General features: G+C 43.2%; 15 protein-coding genes. 11 read left to right on the forward strand and 4 right to left on the reverse strand.

What is annotated here, in order from left to right; all coding sequences use genetic code 11:
* Positions 1–533: 533 nt before the first annotated feature.
* Both Xenpb_RS01610 and Xenpb_RS01615 read right to left on the reverse strand, forming a co-directional pair.
* Positions 534–3,683 carry an efflux RND transporter permease subunit gene (locus Xenpb_RS01610; protein WP_187652781.1) on the reverse strand — a complete coding sequence of 1,050 codons (3,150 nt, stop codon included), beginning with the start codon at positions 3,681–3,683 and terminating at the stop codon, positions 534–536.
* A gap of 14 nt (positions 3,684–3,697) precedes the next feature.
* The gene (locus Xenpb_RS01615) at positions 3,698–4,897 is read right to left on the reverse strand and encodes an efflux RND transporter periplasmic adaptor subunit (RefSeq protein WP_187652782.1); all 1,200 of its coding nucleotides are present in this window, start codon (positions 4,895–4,897) and stop codon (positions 3,698–3,700) included.
* A 141-nt stretch (positions 4,898–5,038) separates the two neighbouring features.
* Between Xenpb_RS01615 and acrR the strand changes: the two genes are divergently transcribed.
* The 3 genes from acrR to mscK all read left to right on the forward strand — a co-directional run bounded on the left by acrR (position 5,039) and on the right by mscK (position 9,628).
* Positions 5,039–5,689 carry a multidrug efflux transporter transcriptional repressor AcrR gene (gene acrR / locus Xenpb_RS01620; RefSeq protein ID WP_187652783.1) on the forward strand — a complete coding sequence of 217 codons (651 nt, stop codon included), beginning with the start codon at positions 5,039–5,041 and terminating at the stop codon, positions 5,687–5,689.
* A 27-nt stretch (positions 5,690–5,716) separates the two neighbouring features.
* On the forward strand, positions 5,717–6,070 hold the full coding sequence (locus Xenpb_RS01625; RefSeq protein ID WP_099114975.1) for a DsrE/DsrF/TusD sulfur relay family protein: 354 nt from the start codon (positions 5,717–5,719) through the stop codon (positions 6,068–6,070).
* A gap of 195 nt (positions 6,071–6,265) precedes the next feature.
* Positions 6,266–9,628, forward strand: coding sequence for a mechanosensitive channel MscK (gene mscK / locus Xenpb_RS01630; RefSeq protein ID WP_255522998.1), 3,363 nt, complete (start codon positions 6,266–6,268; stop codon positions 9,626–9,628).
* A gap of 74 nt (positions 9,629–9,702) precedes the next feature.
* Here mscK and rsmS read toward each other — a convergent pair whose 3' ends face one another.
* Both rsmS and priC read right to left on the reverse strand, forming a co-directional pair.
* Positions 9,703–9,867: a pleiotropic regulatory protein RsmS gene (gene rsmS, locus Xenpb_RS01635; protein ID WP_187652785.1), complete on the reverse strand. Its 165-nt coding sequence runs from the start codon at positions 9,865–9,867 to the stop codon at positions 9,703–9,705.
* Positions 9,868–9,888: 21 nt separating this feature from the next.
* Complete coding sequence (priC, locus tag Xenpb_RS01640) at positions 9,889–10,431, reverse strand: primosomal replication protein PriC (RefSeq protein WP_187652786.1); 543 nt, start codon at positions 10,429–10,431, stop codon at positions 9,889–9,891.
* Between the two features lie 207 nt (positions 10,432–10,638).
* On the opposite strand from priC, the gene apt reads away from it, so the two are divergent.
* The 8 genes from apt to wzz(fepE) all read left to right on the forward strand — a co-directional run bounded on the left by apt (position 10,639) and on the right by wzz(fepE) (position 19,556).
* Complete coding sequence (gene apt / locus Xenpb_RS01645) at positions 10,639–11,190, forward strand: adenine phosphoribosyltransferase (RefSeq protein ID WP_187652787.1); 552 nt, start codon at positions 10,639–10,641, stop codon at positions 11,188–11,190.
* Positions 11,191–11,287: 97 nt separating this feature from the next.
* A complete protein-coding gene (dnaX, locus tag Xenpb_RS01650; protein ID WP_187652788.1) occupies positions 11,288–13,246 on the forward strand; it encodes a DNA polymerase III subunit gamma/tau in 1,959 nt (652 codons plus the stop codon).
* Between the two features lie 50 nt (positions 13,247–13,296).
* Entirely contained in the window at positions 13,297–13,626 is a 330-nt protein-coding gene (locus Xenpb_RS01655) for a YbaB/EbfC family nucleoid-associated protein (RefSeq protein ID WP_099114894.1), read from the forward strand.
* Complete coding sequence (gene recR / locus Xenpb_RS01660) at positions 13,626–14,234, forward strand: recombination mediator RecR (RefSeq protein ID WP_187652789.1); 609 nt, start codon at positions 13,626–13,628, stop codon at positions 14,232–14,234. Before Xenpb_RS01655 ends, recR begins: the two co-directional genes overlap by 1 nt.
* A gap of 203 nt (positions 14,235–14,437) precedes the next feature.
* Positions 14,438–16,327: a molecular chaperone HtpG gene (gene htpG, locus Xenpb_RS01665; protein ID WP_187652847.1), complete on the forward strand. Its 1,890-nt coding sequence runs from the start codon at positions 14,438–14,440 to the stop codon at positions 16,325–16,327.
* A 172-nt stretch (positions 16,328–16,499) separates the two neighbouring features.
* The gene (adk, locus tag Xenpb_RS01670) at positions 16,500–17,147 is read left to right on the forward strand and encodes an adenylate kinase (RefSeq protein WP_187652790.1); all 648 of its coding nucleotides are present in this window, start codon (positions 16,500–16,502) and stop codon (positions 17,145–17,147) included.
* A gap of 161 nt (positions 17,148–17,308) precedes the next feature.
* A complete protein-coding gene (gene hemH / locus Xenpb_RS01675) occupies positions 17,309–18,286 on the forward strand; it encodes a ferrochelatase (RefSeq protein ID WP_187652791.1) in 978 nt (325 codons plus the stop codon).
* A 166-nt stretch (positions 18,287–18,452) separates the two neighbouring features.
* Positions 18,453–19,556, forward strand: a complete 1,104-nt coding sequence (wzz(fepE), locus tag Xenpb_RS01680; protein ID WP_187652792.1) for an LPS O-antigen length regulator Wzz(fepE) — start codon at positions 18,453–18,455, stop codon at positions 19,554–19,556.
* Positions 19,557–19,620 lie beyond the last annotated feature (64 nt).

A 19,620-nucleotide genomic window follows, 5' to 3' on the forward strand; every position in this document is an offset into this window, starting at 1 on the left:
TTAATATTAAAGCCCTATATTACGTATCTGATCAACTAGGGTTTTTAAAGAAGACTAATTTACGCTTAATTATGACAAAAATGCTTAGTTCTAGCAAAGCCTGATTTCGGGCGATAGCTTAACAGTCTACTATAAAGGATAGCCATATCTGCATATGCTGTTAAATATATTGAAATAAGCTAATACAGTAGATGCTGTAGCAATAGCACAGAAGTCATTATAGGCGATTGTGTTGCGACTTTCAAAATCAATATAGCGCCATTATTACATATGTCACCATCGAGATGGAACACTTTTTACCGTTAAAGGTGTTATCAGAAGAAAAACAAACAAGGTTACCAATTTATCTTCTATTTATTATAAAAAACAAAAAGATGCCGATTTTAAACATAACCCGGATTTCATAAGTGTTTATTTTGATTAGATTATGGGTGTGTTTTAACGTAAATATTGTAAGGTTGATGGTTTGTTGTGTGAACTGATTCAACTTCATTTAAAAAGGCCACACAAGTGGCCTTTTAACATAGTTGAATTTAGTGATGGGTTGAGATCTGTTCAATCTCCTCACTTTTCTTTGTAAATCGACGCTTAATGACAACGAAAAATACTGGAACGAAATAGATTGCCAGCGATGTAGCTGCAATCATGCCACCCAGTACCCCGGTTCCTACGGCGTTTTGTGCTCCTGACCCTGCGCCATTGCTTAATACCAGAGGCATAACCCCAAGCATAAACGCTAAAGATGTCATTAGGATTGGGCGCAGACGCATTCTGACAGCATCTAAAGTTGCTTCTATTAATCCCTTTCCTTCCTTCTCTATCAGATCCTTAGCGAATTCTACGATAAGGATGGCATTCTTCGCGGATAATCCGATAGTCGTCAACAAGCCAACCTTAAAGTAAACGTCATTGCCCAGGCCACGTATTGATGTTGCTAACAATGCACCAATAATCCCGAGAGGAACGACCAGCATTACTGAGAATGGTACAGACCAGCTTTCATAAAGCGCTGCCAGACAAAGGAAGACAACAATCAATGATAGTGCATATAGAGCCGGGGCCTGATTACCAGACAAGCGCTCCTGATAAGACATTCCAGTCCAGTCATAGCCAATGCCAGGTGGTAATTGTGATGCTAGTTGCTCCATCAGAGCCATTGCGTCACCGGTACTTTTACCTGAAGCTGCTTCACCCACGATTTCCATGGAAGGGAGACCGTTATAGCGTTCCAGACGTGGAGAACCATAAACCCAAGGTTCTTTCGATGTGTCTATGAATGCAGAAAACGGCACCATTTGGCTAAGATAGTTACGGACATATAGGTTGCTGATATTACTTGGCAACATGCGGTAATGTGCGTCAGCCTGGATATAGACTTTTTTGACACGACCGCGGTCAATAAAATCATTGATGTAAGTACCACCAAACATCGTACTTAATGTTGTGTTGATATTTGTGGTAGATACAGCCAATGCTTCCGCTTTTTCTTTATCGATATGGATACGGTATTGCTGCGTGTCATCCTGTCCATTAGGACGAACGCTCGTAAGCATATCTGGATGTTGTGCAACCATACCAAGTAGTTGATTACGTGCTGCTGTCAGTGCCTCATGCCCCAGGTTTCCTTTGTCAATCAATTGGAAGTCAAAACCACTGGCAGAACCTAGCTCTACAATTGAAGGAATATTAAATGCAAAGACGATAGCTTCCTTGATTTGAGCAAAATTCGCGTTTGCTCGTGCCACAATGGCTGGAACCTTATCTTTTTCATCTTTACGCAGTTCCCAATCTTTTAAGCTGACAAATGCCAGACCGGTATTTTGCCCCTGACCACCGAAACCAAAGCCGTTAACTGTAAACGCAGATTTAACAACATCTTTTTCTTTGGTATAGAAATAGTCATTGATTTGATCCAATACTTTCTGCGTCTGTTCCTGCGTGGAGCCAGGTGGTAATTGCACCATTGCCAATAAGACACCTTGATCTTCTTCTGGCAGGAAGGAAGATGGCATGCGGTCAAACATCCAGGCCATACCGCCTATCAATACGACATAGATCACCAGATAACGCCCGGTAGCACGCAACATCCGACCAACACTATCGGTATAATGATGGGTGCACTTTTCAAACATGCGGTTAAACCAGCCAAAGAAACCTTTCTGTGTGCCATGGCTGCCTTTAGCAACAGGTTTGAGCATGGTAGCACATAGTGCAGGAGTCAGAATTAAGGCTACCAGCACAGACAGCACCATTGCTGAAACAATGGTGATTGAGAACTGACGGTAAATTGCCCCTGTCGCTCCTCCGAAGAATGCCATGGGTACAAATACCGCGGACAGTACCAGTGCAATACCGACCAGTGCCCCTTGAATTTGCCCCATCGATTTTTTGGTGGCTTCTTTCGGTGATAACCCTTCTTCCTGCATTACACGTTCGACGTTTTCCACCACAACAATGGCATCATCCACGAGCAAGCCGATAGCAAGCACCATGGCAAACATGGTTAATGTATTGATGGAATAGCCAAATGCAGCAAGAATGGCAAATGTGCCGAGCAATACAACAGGAACCGCGATGGTTGGAATCAAGGTTGCGCGGAAGTTTTGCAGGAACAGATACATGACAACAAACACTAGCAAAATGGCTTCTGCCAATGTTTTTACCACTTCGAAAATAGAAATTTTAACGAATGGAGTCGTGTCATAGGGATATACAACCGTCAACGCATGTGGGAAGAAAGGCGACATCTCAGCCAGTGCTTTCTTGACAGCTTTTGAGGTATCTAATGCGTTAGCGCCTGTCGCAAGCTTAATACCGATCCCTGCTGAAGGTTTGCCATTGAACCGACCAATAATACTGTAACTTTCAGCACCCAACTCAACGGTGGCGACATCACTTAAGTTAATGTGTGAGCCATCGGGATTCACACGCAGCAAAATATTGCTGAACTCTTCCGCCGAATTCAGACGAGTTTGTGCAATGATTGAGGCATTTAAGCGCTGACCCGGAATGGCAGGAGTTCCGCCTAATTGCCCGGCTGCAACCTGATTATTCTGAGCCTTAATCGCACTAATGACATCACTGATGGTCATTTTATAGTTGAGCAATTTGTCAGGGTTGAGCCAGATGCGCATGGCATACTGTGTACCAAACAGGGTTGTTTCACCTACGCCAGTAACACGGCTCAAGGAGTCTTTGATATTGGCGCCAACATAGTCTGCAATATCATCTTGAGTCATGGAACCATCTTCAGAGATAAAACCTGCCACCATCAAAAACGAACTGGTGGTTTTATCAACACTGATCCCTTGTTGCTGAACTTCCTGAGGTAACAAGGGCATTGCCAATTGCAATTTATTCTGAACTTGTACTTGCGCGACATCTGGATCCGTGTTCGCTTCAAAGGTCAGCGTGATATTCATCTGACCGGCTGAATCGCTGCTGGAAGACATATACACCAGGTTATCGATACCATTCATGTTCTGTTCAATAACCTGTGTTACAGTATTCTGTACTGTTGTCGCGTCAGCTCCGGGGTAAGACGTTGAAATAGAGATCGCCGGTGGTGCAATTGCGGGGTATTGCTCCACGGGTAATTTCATGATTGCCAGCAGGCCAGATAACATGGTGATAATCGCAATTACCCATGCAAAGATTGGCCGCTCGATAAAAAACTTAGGCATGAATCACCTACTCCTTATTGAGGCTTTTTTGCAGGCTCAGCTTGATCAGCTGTAGGCTTGGCGTTCAGATCAGTTTCTGTTGGCTTAACCGTTATTCCTGGCATTATTTTTTGTAACCCTGTAACGATTATTCTATCCCCAGCTTTCAAACCCTCTGTTACCAGCCACTTATTGCCGAGTGCCTGAACAGCATTGATATTACGCAATTCTACTTTGTTATCTTTATCAACAACCAATGTGGTTGCCTGGCCTCGAGGTGTTCTGGCAATTGCTTGCTGAGGAACCAAAATCGCATTTTGGCGCACACCTTCTTCTAGCTTGGTACGGACAAACATACCCGGGAGTAATTCTTCATTTGGGTTTGGGAAAACAGCACGCATAGTAATAGAGCCTGTTGTTTCATCAACCGTAACATCTGAAAACTCAAGGTAGCCTTCTTGGCTGTACTCTTGGCCTGCGTCAGTAATTAGGCGAATTTTGTTTTTCTTACTCTCTTTCTGCACAGTTCCTCTTGCGACTTCATTTTTAAGCCGTAGATAGTCATCACTTGATTGAGTGATATCAACGTAGATAGGATCCAATTGCTGAACGGTTGTCAAAGCGGTTGACTGCCCTGCTGAAACCAATGCCCCTTCTGTGACGGTGGATTTACCCGCGCGACCAGAGATAGGGGAAGTGACTCTGGTATATGCTAAATTGATTCTGGCATTTTCCAGCGCCGCTTGAGAGGACTGAACATCTGCGCTTGCCTGTTCGTACTCAGAAGTTGCTTTATCAAACTCCTGTTTACTCACATATTGTGTCCCTAACAAAGACTTATAACGCTCAACGGTTAAGTGAGATACGTTCGCATTGGCTTGTGCTCTGGCCAGACTTGCTTTGGCTTTATTGTATTCAGCCTGATAGGTTGCCGGATCTATTTGGTATAACGACTCTCCAGCAGTAACATCACTTCCTTCCTTATAGTTACGTTTCAGAATGATGCCGCTGACTTGAGGCCGAACTTCTGCAACACGATAGGCTGTTGTACGGCCTGGCAACTCCGTGATGACTGTAAGAGGTTCTGCTTTCAGCGTTACGATACCCACTTCAGGAACATGCTGGCCGGTAGTCCCTTGCTGTGTATTTTGATTGTCATTACATCCTGAAAGAATGAAACTGCCTGAAAGTACCAGTAATGTGGCCAGAGGCAAAACTCCCCTGTTTTTTCGCATAAGTAAACCTCAATTTTTCAATGTCGATTCTCTAATCTAATGAGTGAAATCATTACTTTATTGATTAAGGGTGCTATAGTACAAACATACATGAATGTATGTAAATCAGCTTAAGTCAAAAACAAAGTTTATGGCGCGAAAATGGCACGAAAAACTAAACAACAAGCACAACAAACTCGTCAGCAAATCATTGAAGCCGCGATAAAGATCTTTTCTGAGTGTGGTGTTTCCGGTACCTCATTATCTGATATCGCAATTGCAGCCGGCGTAACGCGCGGAGCAATTTACTGGCACTTTAAAAATAAAATGGATCTACTTTCTATTGTTTGCAAAATGCCAGCGCATAAAATAGACGAGTTAGAGAAAGAGTATCAAACAAAATACCCTAATAATCCACTCCTTGCATTGAGATCTTTATTGATTTCTATGTTAAGAATGATGATTGATGATTTCCAAATACGCCATTTAATGGAAATTTTTTTCCACAAATGTGAGTTCGTTGGAGAAATGTCTTTATTAGCAGAGGAGCTTAGGGAGACATGTATTTCTGATTACCAGAAGATTGAAAAAATATTGTCGGATTGCATTCAATCAGGAGAGTTGCCCTATGATCTTGATCTCAGGCGTTCTGCCATCATGTTGAGGGCATTTATGGCGGGGTTACTGGAAAACTGGTTATTCTCACCGAACAGTTTTAATATTCAAGAACAATCTGCACATTTGGTGGATAGTATCATTGATACACTTAAACATAGTCAGCATCTGCGATGCGGTGAGAAAAATACACGCTGAATACAGGAATAACAGAAGTCAATGTCAATGGAATCCATCCTGATTATTGCCAATGGGGCGGCATATGGTAATGAGTCTCTTTTTAATGCGTTGAGACTGTCTATTGCTCTTAAAGAGCATGAGCCCCGCAACGAACTGAAATTGTTCCTGATGTCTGATGCCGTCGTTGCTGGTTTGGCCGGGCAGGCCCCCAAAGAAGGCTATAATTTAAAGCAGATGCTGGAAATTTTGACAGCACAGAATGTCGAAGTTAAATTGTGCAAAACTTGTACGGATGCCAGAGGGATTAGTGAACTGGTATTGGTTGATGGTGTAGAAATTGGTACGTTGAGTGAATTGGCTCAGTGGACATTGGCTGCATCGAAAGTGTTATCATTTTAAGATTAACGCCTCAGGAAGTGCGAAATCAGAAATGCAGCCAGTGTTTCTGATAGTTAGCACTATCATTCCATTATCTGCAAATGACGAGTAGATGAGTTCATGGTTTCTGTTAACCGATACTTGGGTGTTTTGCTCAATAAGGGGGGCTTGTGCAACAAACTCCCGGATATACTATTTTTTCGCTTTGTTTTGATGATGGTGTTACTTTTTCTCCTGTCATCGTTCTTTTCTCCGGCGAATGCGGCTTTCAGCAGTGATATTCCAACCCGCACTGATATTCAAAATCAGCTTAATACCCTGACAGAACGTAAAGAGCATACGGTTGAGGAAAAGGTATCCATAGCTGACTTGGAAAAAGCCCTCTCTTTCTTTGATAAGATAGATTGGGTGAAACAGGAATCCAATCTACTGAAAAAAAATCAGCAAGAAGCCCCGCAAAAATCACGCCAGGTTATGACTGAATTGGAAAGCCTGAGAAATAACGCTGAGCAAAATGAAAATGAGTATAAACAGGCGTTGGGAACATTATCCCTGAAACAGCTTGAATCAAAACTGAACAACACTCTGTATAGTTTGCAGCGGGCACAAGAAAATCTTGCCAACTACAATAGCCAGTTAATCGGGCTGCAAACGCAACCAGAACGTGCGCAAAACGTACTATTTCGCAATGTGCAAAGATTGCAGCAAATTCGTAATCAACTCAATAACGCGTTGACTGAACAGCAGGAATCAAGCCGTACTCAGACGGAATTGTTGTTGGTAGAACAGTCTTTCTTGATGCAGCAAAATGATCTTCAAAGAGCATCTTTACAGGCGAATACGCAGCTACAATCGCTTTTACAGCAGCAACGGGATTACACGACGTTTCAAATTGGGCAATTGGAACGTTATGTCCAATTCATCCAAGATGTGGTAAGTGGCAAGCGCCTGATCCTTTCTGAAGAAAAAGCCAAAGAAGCACAAACGCAAGACGGAAAAAATTCACACATTCAGGATAATCCGCTGATTCAAGAGGAAATCGATAACAACCGTGAACTCAGTGAACGGCTGGTTGCTGCAACCCGTGATAATAATCAATTGGTGCAGAAAAACATTCGCGTCAAAAATTATCTGGACAGAGTTATTCAGTCTGAAAGGAATCTCAAAGAGCAGGTCAAGGTGTTACGTGGTAGCTTGTTACTGTCGCGTATTCTGTTTCAGGAACAGTTGAAAGTACCTCAAGATGTGCTGACGAAGGATTTACCGACAAAAATTGCTGATTTACGCCTGGAACAATTTGAAATCACTCAGGAACGAGAACAGCTTTATCAAGATAATTCTTATGCCGATGATTTATTGAAGGATAATCACAATAGAATAGAGAATGCATCCCCTGAGATGCTGGAAGAAGTCCATAATGCTATCAACCAAATTCTGGACGTTCGCCGTGAGCTTTTGGATCAACTCAATAATCAGTTGGGAAATCAGATTACTCATGCCATCAACTTACAGACAGATCAGCAGCAATTGTCGGATGTTACCGAATCGCTGGAACAAACGCTTGTCCAGCAAATCTTTTGGGTAAACAGCAACAAGCCGATGAATTTAGCCTGGCTGAAATCCCTGCCTGAGCAGGTTCAAGGAGAGCTGAGCAATCTGAATATTCATTTGACGTTGAGTGACCTGATTATAGGTTTGAAGAATTCTATTCATTTTGTTATTCCGCTTTTGCTGGTTGGTTTGTTTTTGCGCTGGCAAACTAAAAGCATTAATGAGCAATTACAGAAAATCGCTGATGAAGTGGGGCAATTTCGTCGTGATAGCCAGTTACATACTCCACTGGCACTGATTTTAACGCTGATAAAAACATTACCGCTCGCTTTTATTGTGCTAGCGGTGGGTTATTGGTATTCGAAATCAGGTGATGATTTGGGAGATTTGATTTGGGGATTTTCACGTCAATTGGCACTATTTTGGATTATGTTCAGTTGTAGTTACCAAATTCTGGCTAAGGGGGGGATTGGAGAGAAACATTTTTCTTTGAACAGAGCTGATTGCACGTTATTCCGCAAAAATCTTGCACGCTTGTCAATTGCTGTGTTGCCTATTTTGTTTTGGATAACACTGGGCGTCAAACATCCCCTTCGGCTGTCAGATGATGTTATCGGCCAATGCACTGTATTGATCTGTCTGTTTTTTGTCTTTCTTTTTATCTTTCCATTCTGCCGTCAGATATGGCGTGAAAAAAGTGTGCACATGATTCGCACCATAGTGGTGACAACATTAACGTTTGCGCCGTTGATTTTGATGGTGTTGATGGTATCAGGCTATTTCTACACAACCTTGCGTTTGGCAGAACGTTGGCTCTATAGCTTGTATCTGCTGTTTCTCTGGCATATCAGTTACCAGGCTTGTTTACGGGGATTAGGCATTGCCGCCCGCGGCATTGCCTATCGACGTGCAGTTGCCCGACGTCAATCGTTGGCAAAAGAAGGGGCTGAAGGGGAAGTCATTGAAGAACCGCCAATGGCCTTGGATCGCATTAACCAGCAATCATTGCGTTTGACCAGTATGGTGCTGTTTTTGATCTTTTTAGGTGCATTTTATTGGATTTGGTCTGATCTGGTGACAGTATTTTCTTACCTTGATGGGGTTAATCTGTGGCAGTACAGCACAACAACAGAGTTGGGCAACGTACTGAAATACGTGACCTTGAAGGATTTAGCATTGTCGATAGCCATGTTGGTGATTGCATGGGTCATGATGAGAAACTTGCCCGGATTATTGGAAGTGTTGGTACTATCCCGATTGCAGTTACAGCAAGGTTCTTCATATGCCATTAAGACGACACTCACTTATCTGATCATTGGGGTTGGGGGGTTAACTGCATTAGGAACATTGGGCGTTTCCTGGAATAAATTGCAATGGTTGGCAGCGGCTCTTTCGGTCGGGTTAGGTTTTGGTTTACAGGAAATCTTTGCCAACTTTGTCTCAGGTTTGATCATTTTGTTCGAACGCCCTGTCCGTATTGGCGATACGGTAACAATAGGAACTTACTCTGGATCAGTCAGTAAGATCCGTATTCGTGCAACGACGATCACAGATTTTGACCGCAAAGAAGTGATCATTCCTAATCGGGCATTTGTGACAGAGCGTCTTATCAACTGGACACTTTCTGATACCGTTACGCGAATTATCATTAAGGTTGGCGTTGCATATGGCTCTGATCTGGATAAAGTGAAAGAAGTTTTGTTAAAAGCGGCGAATGATAATTCACGCGTGATGAGCGAGCCAGGGCCGCAAGTCTATTTCATGAGCTTCGGTGCCAGTACCCTGGATCATGAATTAAGGCTCTATGTACGAGAATTAGGTGATCGCAGCCGTACTGTGGACGAAGTTAATCGCAGCATTGATAAATTATGTCGGGAAAACGATATCAATATTGCGTTTAACCAGTTAGAAGTTTATTTACACAATGGGCAGGGTGAGAGTTTGCAAGAAGTCGACAAGCAACTGAACATCGGGAACCGTCATTCAGATGGAAAATCTTCTTCTGGAGACAAACCACTCCTGCCTTAATTTATTTTCTGGTTAAGTTATTTTTTTAAAATGGGGCCTGATGGAATAAAAAATGGAATAAGGATAAATCCTGCTTACTCCTCAGGCCGTAGAGATTGTTTTTCCAGTTTTCCCTGAAAGTCACGTTTGACGATCTCCAAGGCAGCGAGAACGATATCTGGAGGAATCTCATTGCATTCAAGCAAATAAATGAGATCGACTGCGAGTTGTACTTCAGATGATGCTTGTTCGAGAGTCATAAATGGATATTCCCTTTGTGGCTAATCTGAATTTTCCTGTTTTTCGATCGATTTTTCGATGCGTATCAGGGCTTGGCGACAGCGGGCTAATCTTCCCGCCAGAGCAGCGATTTCTTTTTGTAGTTTATACTTATCGGTAATCGTATTTTGCTTATTTAACTGTAATTCTCGGTCATCAATCATCGCGATTAAGCGGCGCTCATAATCTTGATGTTCAGCCAGGCGTTGATAAAGATCCTGTTCTTGTGATCTACGCTCAAACTTATCTTCTTGTTTTCGTAGTGCTTGGGTTGATATTTCACGTTTTAATGCTTCGATTTGTGTCACTAAACGTTCAGAAAGAAATTTAACTTGCTCAATACGACCATCGTTTACGCAGGTTTTTAATTGTTCCATATTCTGTTTGATTTCCTGCATATAGCCACCAAGTTTACTGCTGTGATGATGGAAGAGCGCTTGATCAAAACGAGGAATGGAAAAGGGGGTATCAGGCAGTAAGGAGAGATCTTTTTCCAGCATACTGATTTGTTTTTCAAGTGCACTTAATAAATTTTGTATGCCCATCAGCACCCCGTTATTGTTAATAATCTATTTAAAAGCCGATGTAACATCGGCCTATCGTTTTGGGTAGTAATAACATCTAATGTGATAAATGCAAAGCTTGACCTAAATCAACAAAATATAGGCTGTCATTTGCTTTGCAGTTGCTTTTTCCCAGTAGTTTGAATAGATTTTACCGTTTTCGTTTTTTATAACTGGCTGGCATCGATTATGACCGCTAACGCACAACAACTCCAATTTATTAAAGATAGTATCGAAACGATCCCTGATTACCCAAAAGCAGGCATACTTTTTCGTGACATTACCACATTGCTGGATAATCCTGCCGCATACCAAGCTACGATAGATCTGTTGGTGGAGCGTTATCAGGGAAAAGGCATCACGAAAATTGTTGGTACTGAAGCTCGTGGTTTCTTATTTGGTGCTCCTGTCGCACTGCGCCTGGGTGTTGGTTTTGTCCCTGTTCGCAAAAAAGGCAAACTACCGCGTGAGACGTTAAGTGAAACTTACGATCTGGAATATGGCACCGATACATTGGAAATTCATAAAAGCAGCATCAATGAAGGAGACAAAGTTCTGGTTGTTGATGATCTTCTTGCAACGGGTGGCACCATTGAAGCAACGGTAAGCCTGATCCGCCGTTTGGGTGGTGAAGTGTCTGAAGCTGCCTTTATCATTGGGTTACCAGACTTAGGTGGCGTTGAGCGTTTGAAAAAGCAGGGCGTTGATAGCTACGCGATCATTGAATTCTCTGGCCACTGATTACTCCGATTTTTGCATTATTGGTACATCAGCCTCGCCGTTCATGGTGAGGCTGTGCTAGCATGATAGACAGTCATGTTCAATTTCTCCGGTATTCATGAGCTATCAGGTACTTGCCCGTAAGTGGCGCCCACAAATATTTTCTGATGTAGTTGGTCAGCAACATGTGCTGACTGCACTGGCGAATGGTCTTGAGCACCAGCGCCTCCATCACGCTTATCTTTTTTCCGGCACTCGAGGTGTAGGTAAAACCACAATCGCACGTCTGTTGGCAAAAGGACTGAATTGCGAAACGGGTATTACAAAGACTCCGTGCGGTCAGTGTGCTAACTGTCTTGAAATTGAACAGGGGCGATTTGTCGATCTGATTGAAATCGATGCCGCTTCCCGAACGAAAGTAGAAGATACCCGCGAATTGCTGGACAATGTTCAGTATGCCCCTGCCCGAGGTCGTTTCAAGGTTTACCTTATCGACGAAGTTCACATGCTTTCCCGCCATAGCTTCAATGCTTTGCTGAAGACGTTGGAAGAGCCGCCTGAACATGTGAAATTCCTTCTGGCAACGACAGATCCACAGAAATTGCCTGTGACTATTCTTTCACGCTGCTTGCAATTTCATCTGAAAGCGCTTGATGTAAACCAGATTAGTCTCCAGTTAGAACACGTCCTGCATGAAGAGCAGATAGAGAGTGATACCCGTGCCCGTCAGCTTCTTGCACGAGCGGCAGATGGCAGTCTGCGTGATGCCTTGAGTTTAACAGATCAGGCCATTGCTCTTGGTGGTGGAAAACTGACATCAGATATCGTCAGCCAGATGCTGGGAACACTGAATGATGATCAACCATTAGCGATAATTGAATCGCTCATTCGTGCTGATGGGCAACAAGTGATGGCTTTGGTTGAACAAGTGGCATCCCGTGGTGTGGATTGGGAGAATTTGCTGATCGAAATGTTGGCCCAGTTGCACCACATTGCCATGCTCCAGTTATTGCCCCAGCAACCTGAAAGTGAATCTTCTTCAACGGAAGGGCGTTTGCGTCTGCTGGCAAGGTCAATTTCTCCGACTGATTTGCAGCTTTATTATCAGGCAATACTGGTGGGGCGCAAAGAGCTCCCTTATGCGCCAGAGCGTCGGATGGGTGTTGAAATGGCACTATTGCGGGCTTTGGCATTCCATCCTAAGGCTATCATTGATGAAACACCATTATCTGCTGTGGAAGTCCCTGTATTGCCAACAGGAGTTACACCAGCAGCAGCACCTGTAGCCCAGTTTTCTCCAAAAAATGAGGGAAATGGGCGAGACGAACAGAGATCGCCTCAACTAACAGGCTCGGCATCCACAACGAACAGCCCAACAGCAAAATTATTGCAGGCAAGGGATTCGCTGACTCGCCAGGGAAAGAGCCCACCAAAAAAGCCTGAGCCGGCAGAGTCTGCAAGGGCAAAGCCGGCAAGTTCGGCGCTGGAACGCTTGGTGGCCGTTGCTGAACAACGGCCTCAATCTTATATCCCTAAAGTGCGAGAGACTAAACCGGTAAAGAAAGAGGCATATCGTTGGCGGGCAACTAATGTTGAAGAAAAACAGCAGCCAGTCACGACGCCAAAAGCGATAAAAGCAGCGTTAGAACATGAGAAGACCGCAGAATTAGCAGAGAAATTGGCTATTGAATCGAAAGAGAGGGATTCATGGGCCGCGGAAATTGATAAACTGCATATTCCTAAGTTGGTTCAGCAGGTAGCGCTGAATGCGTTTAAGGAACAGATTGGTGAAAATCAACTCTGTCTGCATTTACGTTCAAAACAGCGCCACCTTAATTCGGCGTCAGCACAGAAATCGTTGAGCGAAGCATTAAGTGAGTTGCATGGAAAACCTATTGAACTCAATATCGTTGAAGATGATAATCCTGCGGTAAAAACGCCTTTGGAGTGGCGACAAGCCATTTATGAAGAAAAATTGGCACAAGCGCGCCAATCTATTATTTCGGATAGAACGATTCAAACACTTCAGCAATTATTCGATGCAGAATTGGATGAAGAAAGTATCCGGCCTGTCTAACCGCCACAGTGTACCTTATTATGCTGTGGCTCTAGCGAAGAGAGAGAATTATGTTTGGTAAAGGTGGTTTGGGCAATTTGATGAAACAGGCCCAGCAGATGCAAGAAAAAATGCAGAAAATGCAGGAAGAAATTGCAAGTCTGGAAGTGACGGGTGAATCTGGCGCGGGTCTGGTTAAAGTGACTATTAATGGTGCACACAACTGCCGCCGTATTGAAATCGATCCAAGCCTGATGGACGATGACAAAGATATGCTGGAAGATCTGATTGCTGCTGCTTTCAATGATGCGGCTCGCCGTATTGAAGAAACCCAGAAAGAAAAAATGGCAAGTGTTTCCAGCGGAATGCAATTACCGCCTGGCTTTAAGATGCCATTCTAATGCAAACCAGCCCTCTTCTTGAATCGCTGATGGAAGCGCTACGTTGTTTACCCGGCGTAGGCCCTAAATCTGCGCAGCGGATGGCATTTCATCTATTGCAGCGGGAACGCAGTGGTGGAATGCGGCTGGCGCAGGCATTAACGCGAGCGATGTCTGAAATTGGTCACTGTCAGGATTGCCGGACATTCACTGAACAGGAACAATGCACTATTTGTGCCAATCCCCGTCGTCAGCAGAATGGGCAGATTTGTGTGGTAGAAAGCCCGGCTGATATTCATGCCATTGAGCAGACAGGTCAGTTTGCAGGGCGTTACTTTGTCCTGATGGGGCACTTATCGCCTCTGGATGGCATTGGGCCAATGGATATTGGTTTGGATCGTTTAGAAGAACGATTATCTTCTGAAACATTGTCAGAAATTATTTTGGCAACGAATCCAACGGTCGAAGGAGAGGCGACCGCAAACTATATTGCAGAAATGTGTTCGCAGTATGGTGTGACAGCCAGCCGAATCGCTCACGGTGTTCCTGTTGGCGGTGAACTTGAAATGGTGGATGGTACAACGCTATCCCATTCGCTGGCTGGCCGCCAAAAAATCACTCAAGTGTGATTTTTTCCAATTCTTTGTAGTAAATTCAAATGGATGGTGTTGCAGAATATGCCACCATCCATAATACATTTACACGTTGGCTGGATTAATTTTACATTATTCTTGTTGTTCTAACTTGAAACCCTCCGGATCTATCCCCATCTGATTGCTATCGTCCGATTTTACATATCTGAACTGGATTTAGATTGAGGTAATAAATGAACATGAAAGATCAGGAAACCCGTGGATTTCAGTCCGAAGTCAAACAGCTTTTGCAGTTGATGATCCATTCTCTCTATTCCAACAAAGAAATTTTCCTCCGTGAATTGATTTCAAACGCATCTGATGCGGCAGACAAATTACGTTTCCGTGCATTATCCGCGCCTGAACTGTATGAAAATGATGGCGAATTACGTGTGCGTCTGGCTGTTGATAAAGAGCAAAAAACCATCACCATCAGTGATAATGGTATCGGTATGTCCCGCGATGAAGTGATTGATAATCTTGGAACAATTGCAAAATCCGGTACTAAAGCATTTCTTGAATCCATCGGTTCTGATCAGGCAAAAGACAGCCAATTGATTGGTCAATTTGGTGTAGGTTTCTACTCTGCGTTCATCGTTGCGGATAAAGTGACTGTACGTACCCGTGCAGCGGGTGCGGCGGCTGAACAAGGCGTGTTCTGGGAGTCCACCGGTGAAGGTGATTACACCGTTGCAGATATTGAAAAAGCAGGACGTGGTACAGAAATCACCCTGCATTTGCGTGATGGGGAAAGTGAATTCCTCAATGACTGGCGTCTGCGTTCAATCATCGGTAAATATTCTGATCACATTGCCTTACCGGTTGAAATCGAAACACAAACTAAAAACGAAGAAGACGATTCGGTCACCGTTACATGGGAAAAAATCAACAAAGCCCAAGCCTTGTGGACTCGCGGTAAAGCAGAAATCAGTGATGAGGAATACCAAGAGTTTTATAAACATATTTCCCATGATTTTACCGATTCTCTGACCTGGAGTCATAACCGCGTTGAAGGTAAGCAGGAATATACCAGCCTGTTATATATTCCTTCCCAGGCACCGTGGGATATGTGGAACCGTGAACATAAACATGGCCTGAAACTGTATGTACAGCGTGTATTCATCATGGATGAAGCTGATCAGTTCATGCCAAACTATCTGCGTTTTGTTCGTGGCCTGATCGACTCCAACGATCTGCCATTGAATGTTTCTCGTGAAATACTGCAAGACAGCACAATCACTCGCAACTTGCGCAGCGCGTTGACCAAACGTGTATTGCAGATGCTGGATAAACTGGCAAAAGACGATGCAGAAAAATACCAGACTTTCTGGCAGCAATTTGGATTAGTGCTGAAAGAAGGGCCTGCTGAAGATAGCTCAAACAAGGAGGCTATCGCCAAATTGCTGCGTTTTGCGACAACGCACGATGATGGTTCGGCACAAACCGTTTCTCTGGAAGAGTACATCGGCCGCATGGCAGAAGGGCAGGAGAAGATTTATTACATTACTGCGGATAGCTACGCTGCGGCGAAGAATAGCCCACATCTGGAGCTGTTCCGCAAGAAAGGTATTGAAGTTCTGCTGCTGTCTGACCGTATCGATGAATGGATGATGAGTTATCTGACTGAATTCGACGGTAAATCATTCCAATCTGTTAGCAAGGCTGATGAATCCCTTGACAAATTGGCGGATGAAAACAAATCTGAGCAGGAAGAAGCAGATAAAAAACTGGAGCCGTTCGTTGAACGTGTGAAGACATTGCTGGGTGAGCGTGTGAAGGAAGTGAAGTTAACTCATCGCCTGACAGATACACCAGCAATCGTAACAACCGATGCTAATGGAATGAGCACCCAAATGGCGAAGCTGTTTGCTGCTGCCGGTCAATCTATGCCAGAAGTAAGCTATAACTTTGAGCTGAACCCAGAACATAATTTGGTTAAAAAGGCGGCTGATATTGAAGATGAGATGCAGTTTGCTGATTGGATAGAATTGCTGCTGGATCAAGCACTGTTTGCAGAACGTGGCACATTAGATGATCCAAACCAATTCATTCGTAGAATGAATCAATTATTATTAGCTGAAAAAGCTTAATCTCGTCGAGATTATGATAAAAAACCACGCTTCAGCGGAAAATGGAGCGTGGTTTATTTTTTTATAATGCGAAAACGTTTACCTGTGTTCTTGAGCCATGCCCTATTCAAATGTTATGGTGGTACGTTTTCTTTAAAAAATACGAAAAGCAAATAGCAAGGGGATTTACGCAATGCGTATTATTCTGCTGGGCGCACCAGGCGCCGGTAAGGGGACTCAGGCGCAATTTATCATGGAGAAATATGGGATCCCTCAGATTTCAACAGGTGATATGCTGCGTGCCGCAGTTAAAGCTGGCACAGAGTTGGGTTTGAAAGCAAAAGAATTGATGGATAATGGCAAGCTGGTCACTGATGAACTGGTTATTGCCTTGGTTGAAGAGCGCATCAAACAAGATGACTGCCGTAATGGCTTCTTGTTGGATGGGTTCCCACGTACCATTCCACAGGCTGATGCCATGAAAGCAGCGGGTATCAAGATTGATTCTGTTCTGGAATTTGATGTTCCTGATGAAATCATTGTTGAACGTATTATTGGTCGCCGTGTACACGCGCCATCGGGCCGTGTTTACCATATCAGATTCAACCCACCAAAAGTGGAAAACAAAGATGACGTTACTGGTGAAGAACTGACCATTCGTAAAGATGATCAGGAAGACACTGTTCGCAAACGTCTGGTTGAATACCATGCGCAAACGGCACCTCTGGTTTCTTACTACCAAAAAGAAGCGCAGGCAGGTAACACAGAATACTTTAAACTTGATGGTACACGTCAGGTATCTGAAGTCAGCGCAGAATTGACCAAAATTCTGGGTGAGTGATTTAGTGTATTCTTGAATTGTTGGAACAGGCGGTATTTATGCCGCCTGACTTTTTTGCACTCTACCGCGCTCTATGAGAAATTCACTCCATGAAATGTTATATGTGACTATAACTCATGTTTTATACTGGATTGTCAGTCAATTAAATGGAGTACTGAGGAATGAGTAGCAAGAAGTATGGTGTTGTATTGGTCAATCTTGGTACGCCGGACGCACCAACGCCAGCAGCGATTAGGCGTTATCTGGCTCAGTTTCTGAGTGACAGAAGGGTGGTTGATATCCCCCCACTGATTTGGAAGCCGATACTGTACGGGCTTATTCTTCCTTTCCGTTCTTCTCGTGTTGCTAAACTTTACCAAGAAATTTGGATGGAAGAGGGTTCTCCTCTGCTGGTTCATGGCCGCCGTCAGCAGAAATTGCTGAGTGAAAAATTGGCGGGTATTCCCGTTGTTTTGGGAATGACCTACGGCTCACCTTCTTTATCTCAGGCAGTAGATAGTTTGTTGCAACAAGATATTGATGATTTAATTATATTGCCGCTTTATCCTCAATATTCCAGCACAACATCAGCAGCGGTATTTGATCGCATTAGTAAGATATTGAAGGGATATCGTACAATCCCTACGCTGCATTTTATTCGTAGCTATGCCTCACATCCTGCTTATATTGCCGCGTTAAGGGAATCCATTGAAGAGAGTTTTACAAAACATGGTCAGCCTGATCGTCTAATCCTTTCTTATCATGGTATTCCCGAGCGTCTGGCAACAATAGGAGATGTTTATCCGCAGGATTGCAAAGTGACGACTCAACTCTTAGTTCAAACCTTAGCTCAAACATTGGACTATCCGGCAGATAAAATCATGATGACGTATCAGTCTCGTTTTGGTCGCTTACCGTGGTTATCACCCTATACAGACAAAACAATGGCATCATTGCCAGAACAAGGCGTGGAGCATGTTCAAGTGATATGTCCGGGATTTTCAGCCGATTGTTTGGAAACATTGGAAGAAATTAAGCAACAGAATAAAACTATCTTTTTGAATGCAGGTGGGAAAAAGTTTGAATATATCTCTGCACTTAATGATAATGAGCGCCATATTTCGTTGTTCGAAAATTTGGTAAATAATATCATTCAATAAGTTGCAACTGCTTGTTATAGGGGAATGACTCACAGGGTGAGTGGCAAGCATTGTTGGTTGTATAATTTTTAAGAATACTGTTTTTAATCAATGAGTACTGTGAGCAAGAGAGAAGCTCGCGTATCATCAATGAAAAGCAAAACTATTTGGATTGGATATATAGATAATGAGTGACAAACCTATTAAACACCCCGATTTTTATGAAGAACATTCAAATTATTACCATCCTGCGCAGGAAGATGAAATCGATTTGTTTGAGCTATTTTCCGTACTCTTCCAATCAAAATATTTGATAATTGCAGTCTCGTTTGTTTTTGCGGTTGTTGGTTTCGGTGTTGCATCATTTATGCCACAGAAATGGACCAGTACTGCTGCGGTGGTTAAACCGGGGTTGGAAGAGTTTCAGCCATTGAAAAATGCTTTGACAGGGTTGCACGTTCTGAACCTTGAGCCGAAAGTGACAGAAGAGTCCCTATATCAGCGTTTTATTGAAAACTATAACTCGCGTGTATTGCGGGAAGAATATTTGGTCAATACCGATTACTTTAAGACCTTGCTTGCCAGGAATAATGATATTTCCGAGCAGGAAAAAAGAAGGTTAATCGAGAAAATTGTCAATAAAAACATCTCTGCATCATTGCCTAAGAAAGATGATGAAGATAATGAATCCACACTTTCTTTCAGTGCAGATAACTCAAAGGATTCTTACAATCTGTTGACGGGCTATATCAGATTTGTCTCTTCGGTTGTTCGTAATCAAATAAAAGATGAACTTACTGACATGGTTCATCAGAAACTGGAATATTCGCAGAAGCTTTATGCTATCGATTTGGAACGTATCGCCAATATGCGCAGTGTAAATATTGAGCGATTGAAATATGCAATTTCTATTGCTGACTCGGCAGGTGTTAAGAAACCTGTATCCAATGGTGGGGCAATGATCAAGGATGACCCGGATTATTCGATTGCATTGGGCTCTGATGCTTTGCAACGTAAACTGCAAATTACTGAAGAAATTACCGATCCAACAAAAATTGATGCTGATTTGCGTAACCGCCAGCTATATATCAAAAATCTGGAAAAAATAAATGTCAACACGGTTAATTTTGAACCATTCAAATTTATGCAGGAACCTTATGAACCGACATCAAAAGACTCACCTAAGCGTTTATTGATCCTGATTGGTGCGGGTTTTATCGGATTTATTCTTTCTGTTATGTTTGTTTTGCTGCATCACATGGTACGTAGTCGCCAGAAACAAGCAGCTTAACATGATAATCTATCCAATAGATTTCAAGTTGCAGCGCAGCCAATAAAGCGGTTACTTGAAAGCT

Origin of the sequence: Xenorhabdus sp. PB62.4 (assembly GCF_014467285.1) — a bacterium.
In the GTDB taxonomy this organism is placed as follows: Bacteria; Pseudomonadota; Gammaproteobacteria; order Enterobacterales; family Enterobacteriaceae; genus Xenorhabdus.

What these genes read in the sequence shown, in the direction of transcription:
- acrR (WP_187652783.1), top strand. Translation starts at nt 5,039, where the DNA reads ATGGCACGAAAAACTAAACAACAAGCACAACAAACTCGTCAGCAAATC.
- apt (WP_187652787.1), top strand. Translation starts at nt 10,639, where the DNA reads ATGACCGCTAACGCACAACAACTCCAATTTATTAAAGATAGTATCGAA.
- adk (WP_187652790.1), top strand. Translation starts at nt 16,500, where the DNA reads ATGCGTATTATTCTGCTGGGCGCACCAGGCGCCGGTAAGGGGACTCAG.
- recR (WP_187652789.1), top strand. Translation starts at nt 13,626, where the DNA reads ATGCAAACCAGCCCTCTTCTTGAATCGCTGATGGAAGCGCTACGTTGT.
- rsmS (WP_187652785.1), bottom strand. Translation starts at nt 9,867, where the DNA reads ATGACTCTCGAACAAGCATCATCTGAAGTACAACTCGCAGTCGATCTC.
- hemH (WP_187652791.1), top strand. Translation starts at nt 17,309, where the DNA reads ATGAGTAGCAAGAAGTATGGTGTTGTATTGGTCAATCTTGGTACGCCG.
- dnaX (WP_187652788.1), top strand. Translation starts at nt 11,288, where the DNA reads ATGAGCTATCAGGTACTTGCCCGTAAGTGGCGCCCACAAATATTTTCT.
- Xenpb_RS01610 (WP_187652781.1), bottom strand. Translation starts at nt 3,683, where the DNA reads ATGCCTAAGTTTTTTATCGAGCGGCCAATCTTTGCATGGGTAATTGCG.
- Xenpb_RS01625 (WP_099114975.1), top strand. Translation starts at nt 5,717, where the DNA reads ATGGAATCCATCCTGATTATTGCCAATGGGGCGGCATATGGTAATGAG.
- htpG (WP_187652847.1), top strand. Translation starts at nt 14,438, where the DNA reads ATGAAAGATCAGGAAACCCGTGGATTTCAGTCCGAAGTCAAACAGCTT.
- priC (WP_187652786.1), bottom strand. Translation starts at nt 10,431, where the DNA reads ATGGGCATACAAAATTTATTAAGTGCACTTGAAAAACAAATCAGTATG.
- Xenpb_RS01615 (WP_187652782.1), bottom strand. Translation starts at nt 4,897, where the DNA reads ATGCGAAAAAACAGGGGAGTTTTGCCTCTGGCCACATTACTGGTACTT.
- mscK (WP_255522998.1), top strand. Translation starts at nt 6,266, where the DNA reads ATGGTGTTACTTTTTCTCCTGTCATCGTTCTTTTCTCCGGCGAATGCG.
- Xenpb_RS01655 (WP_099114894.1), top strand. Translation starts at nt 13,297, where the DNA reads ATGTTTGGTAAAGGTGGTTTGGGCAATTTGATGAAACAGGCCCAGCAG.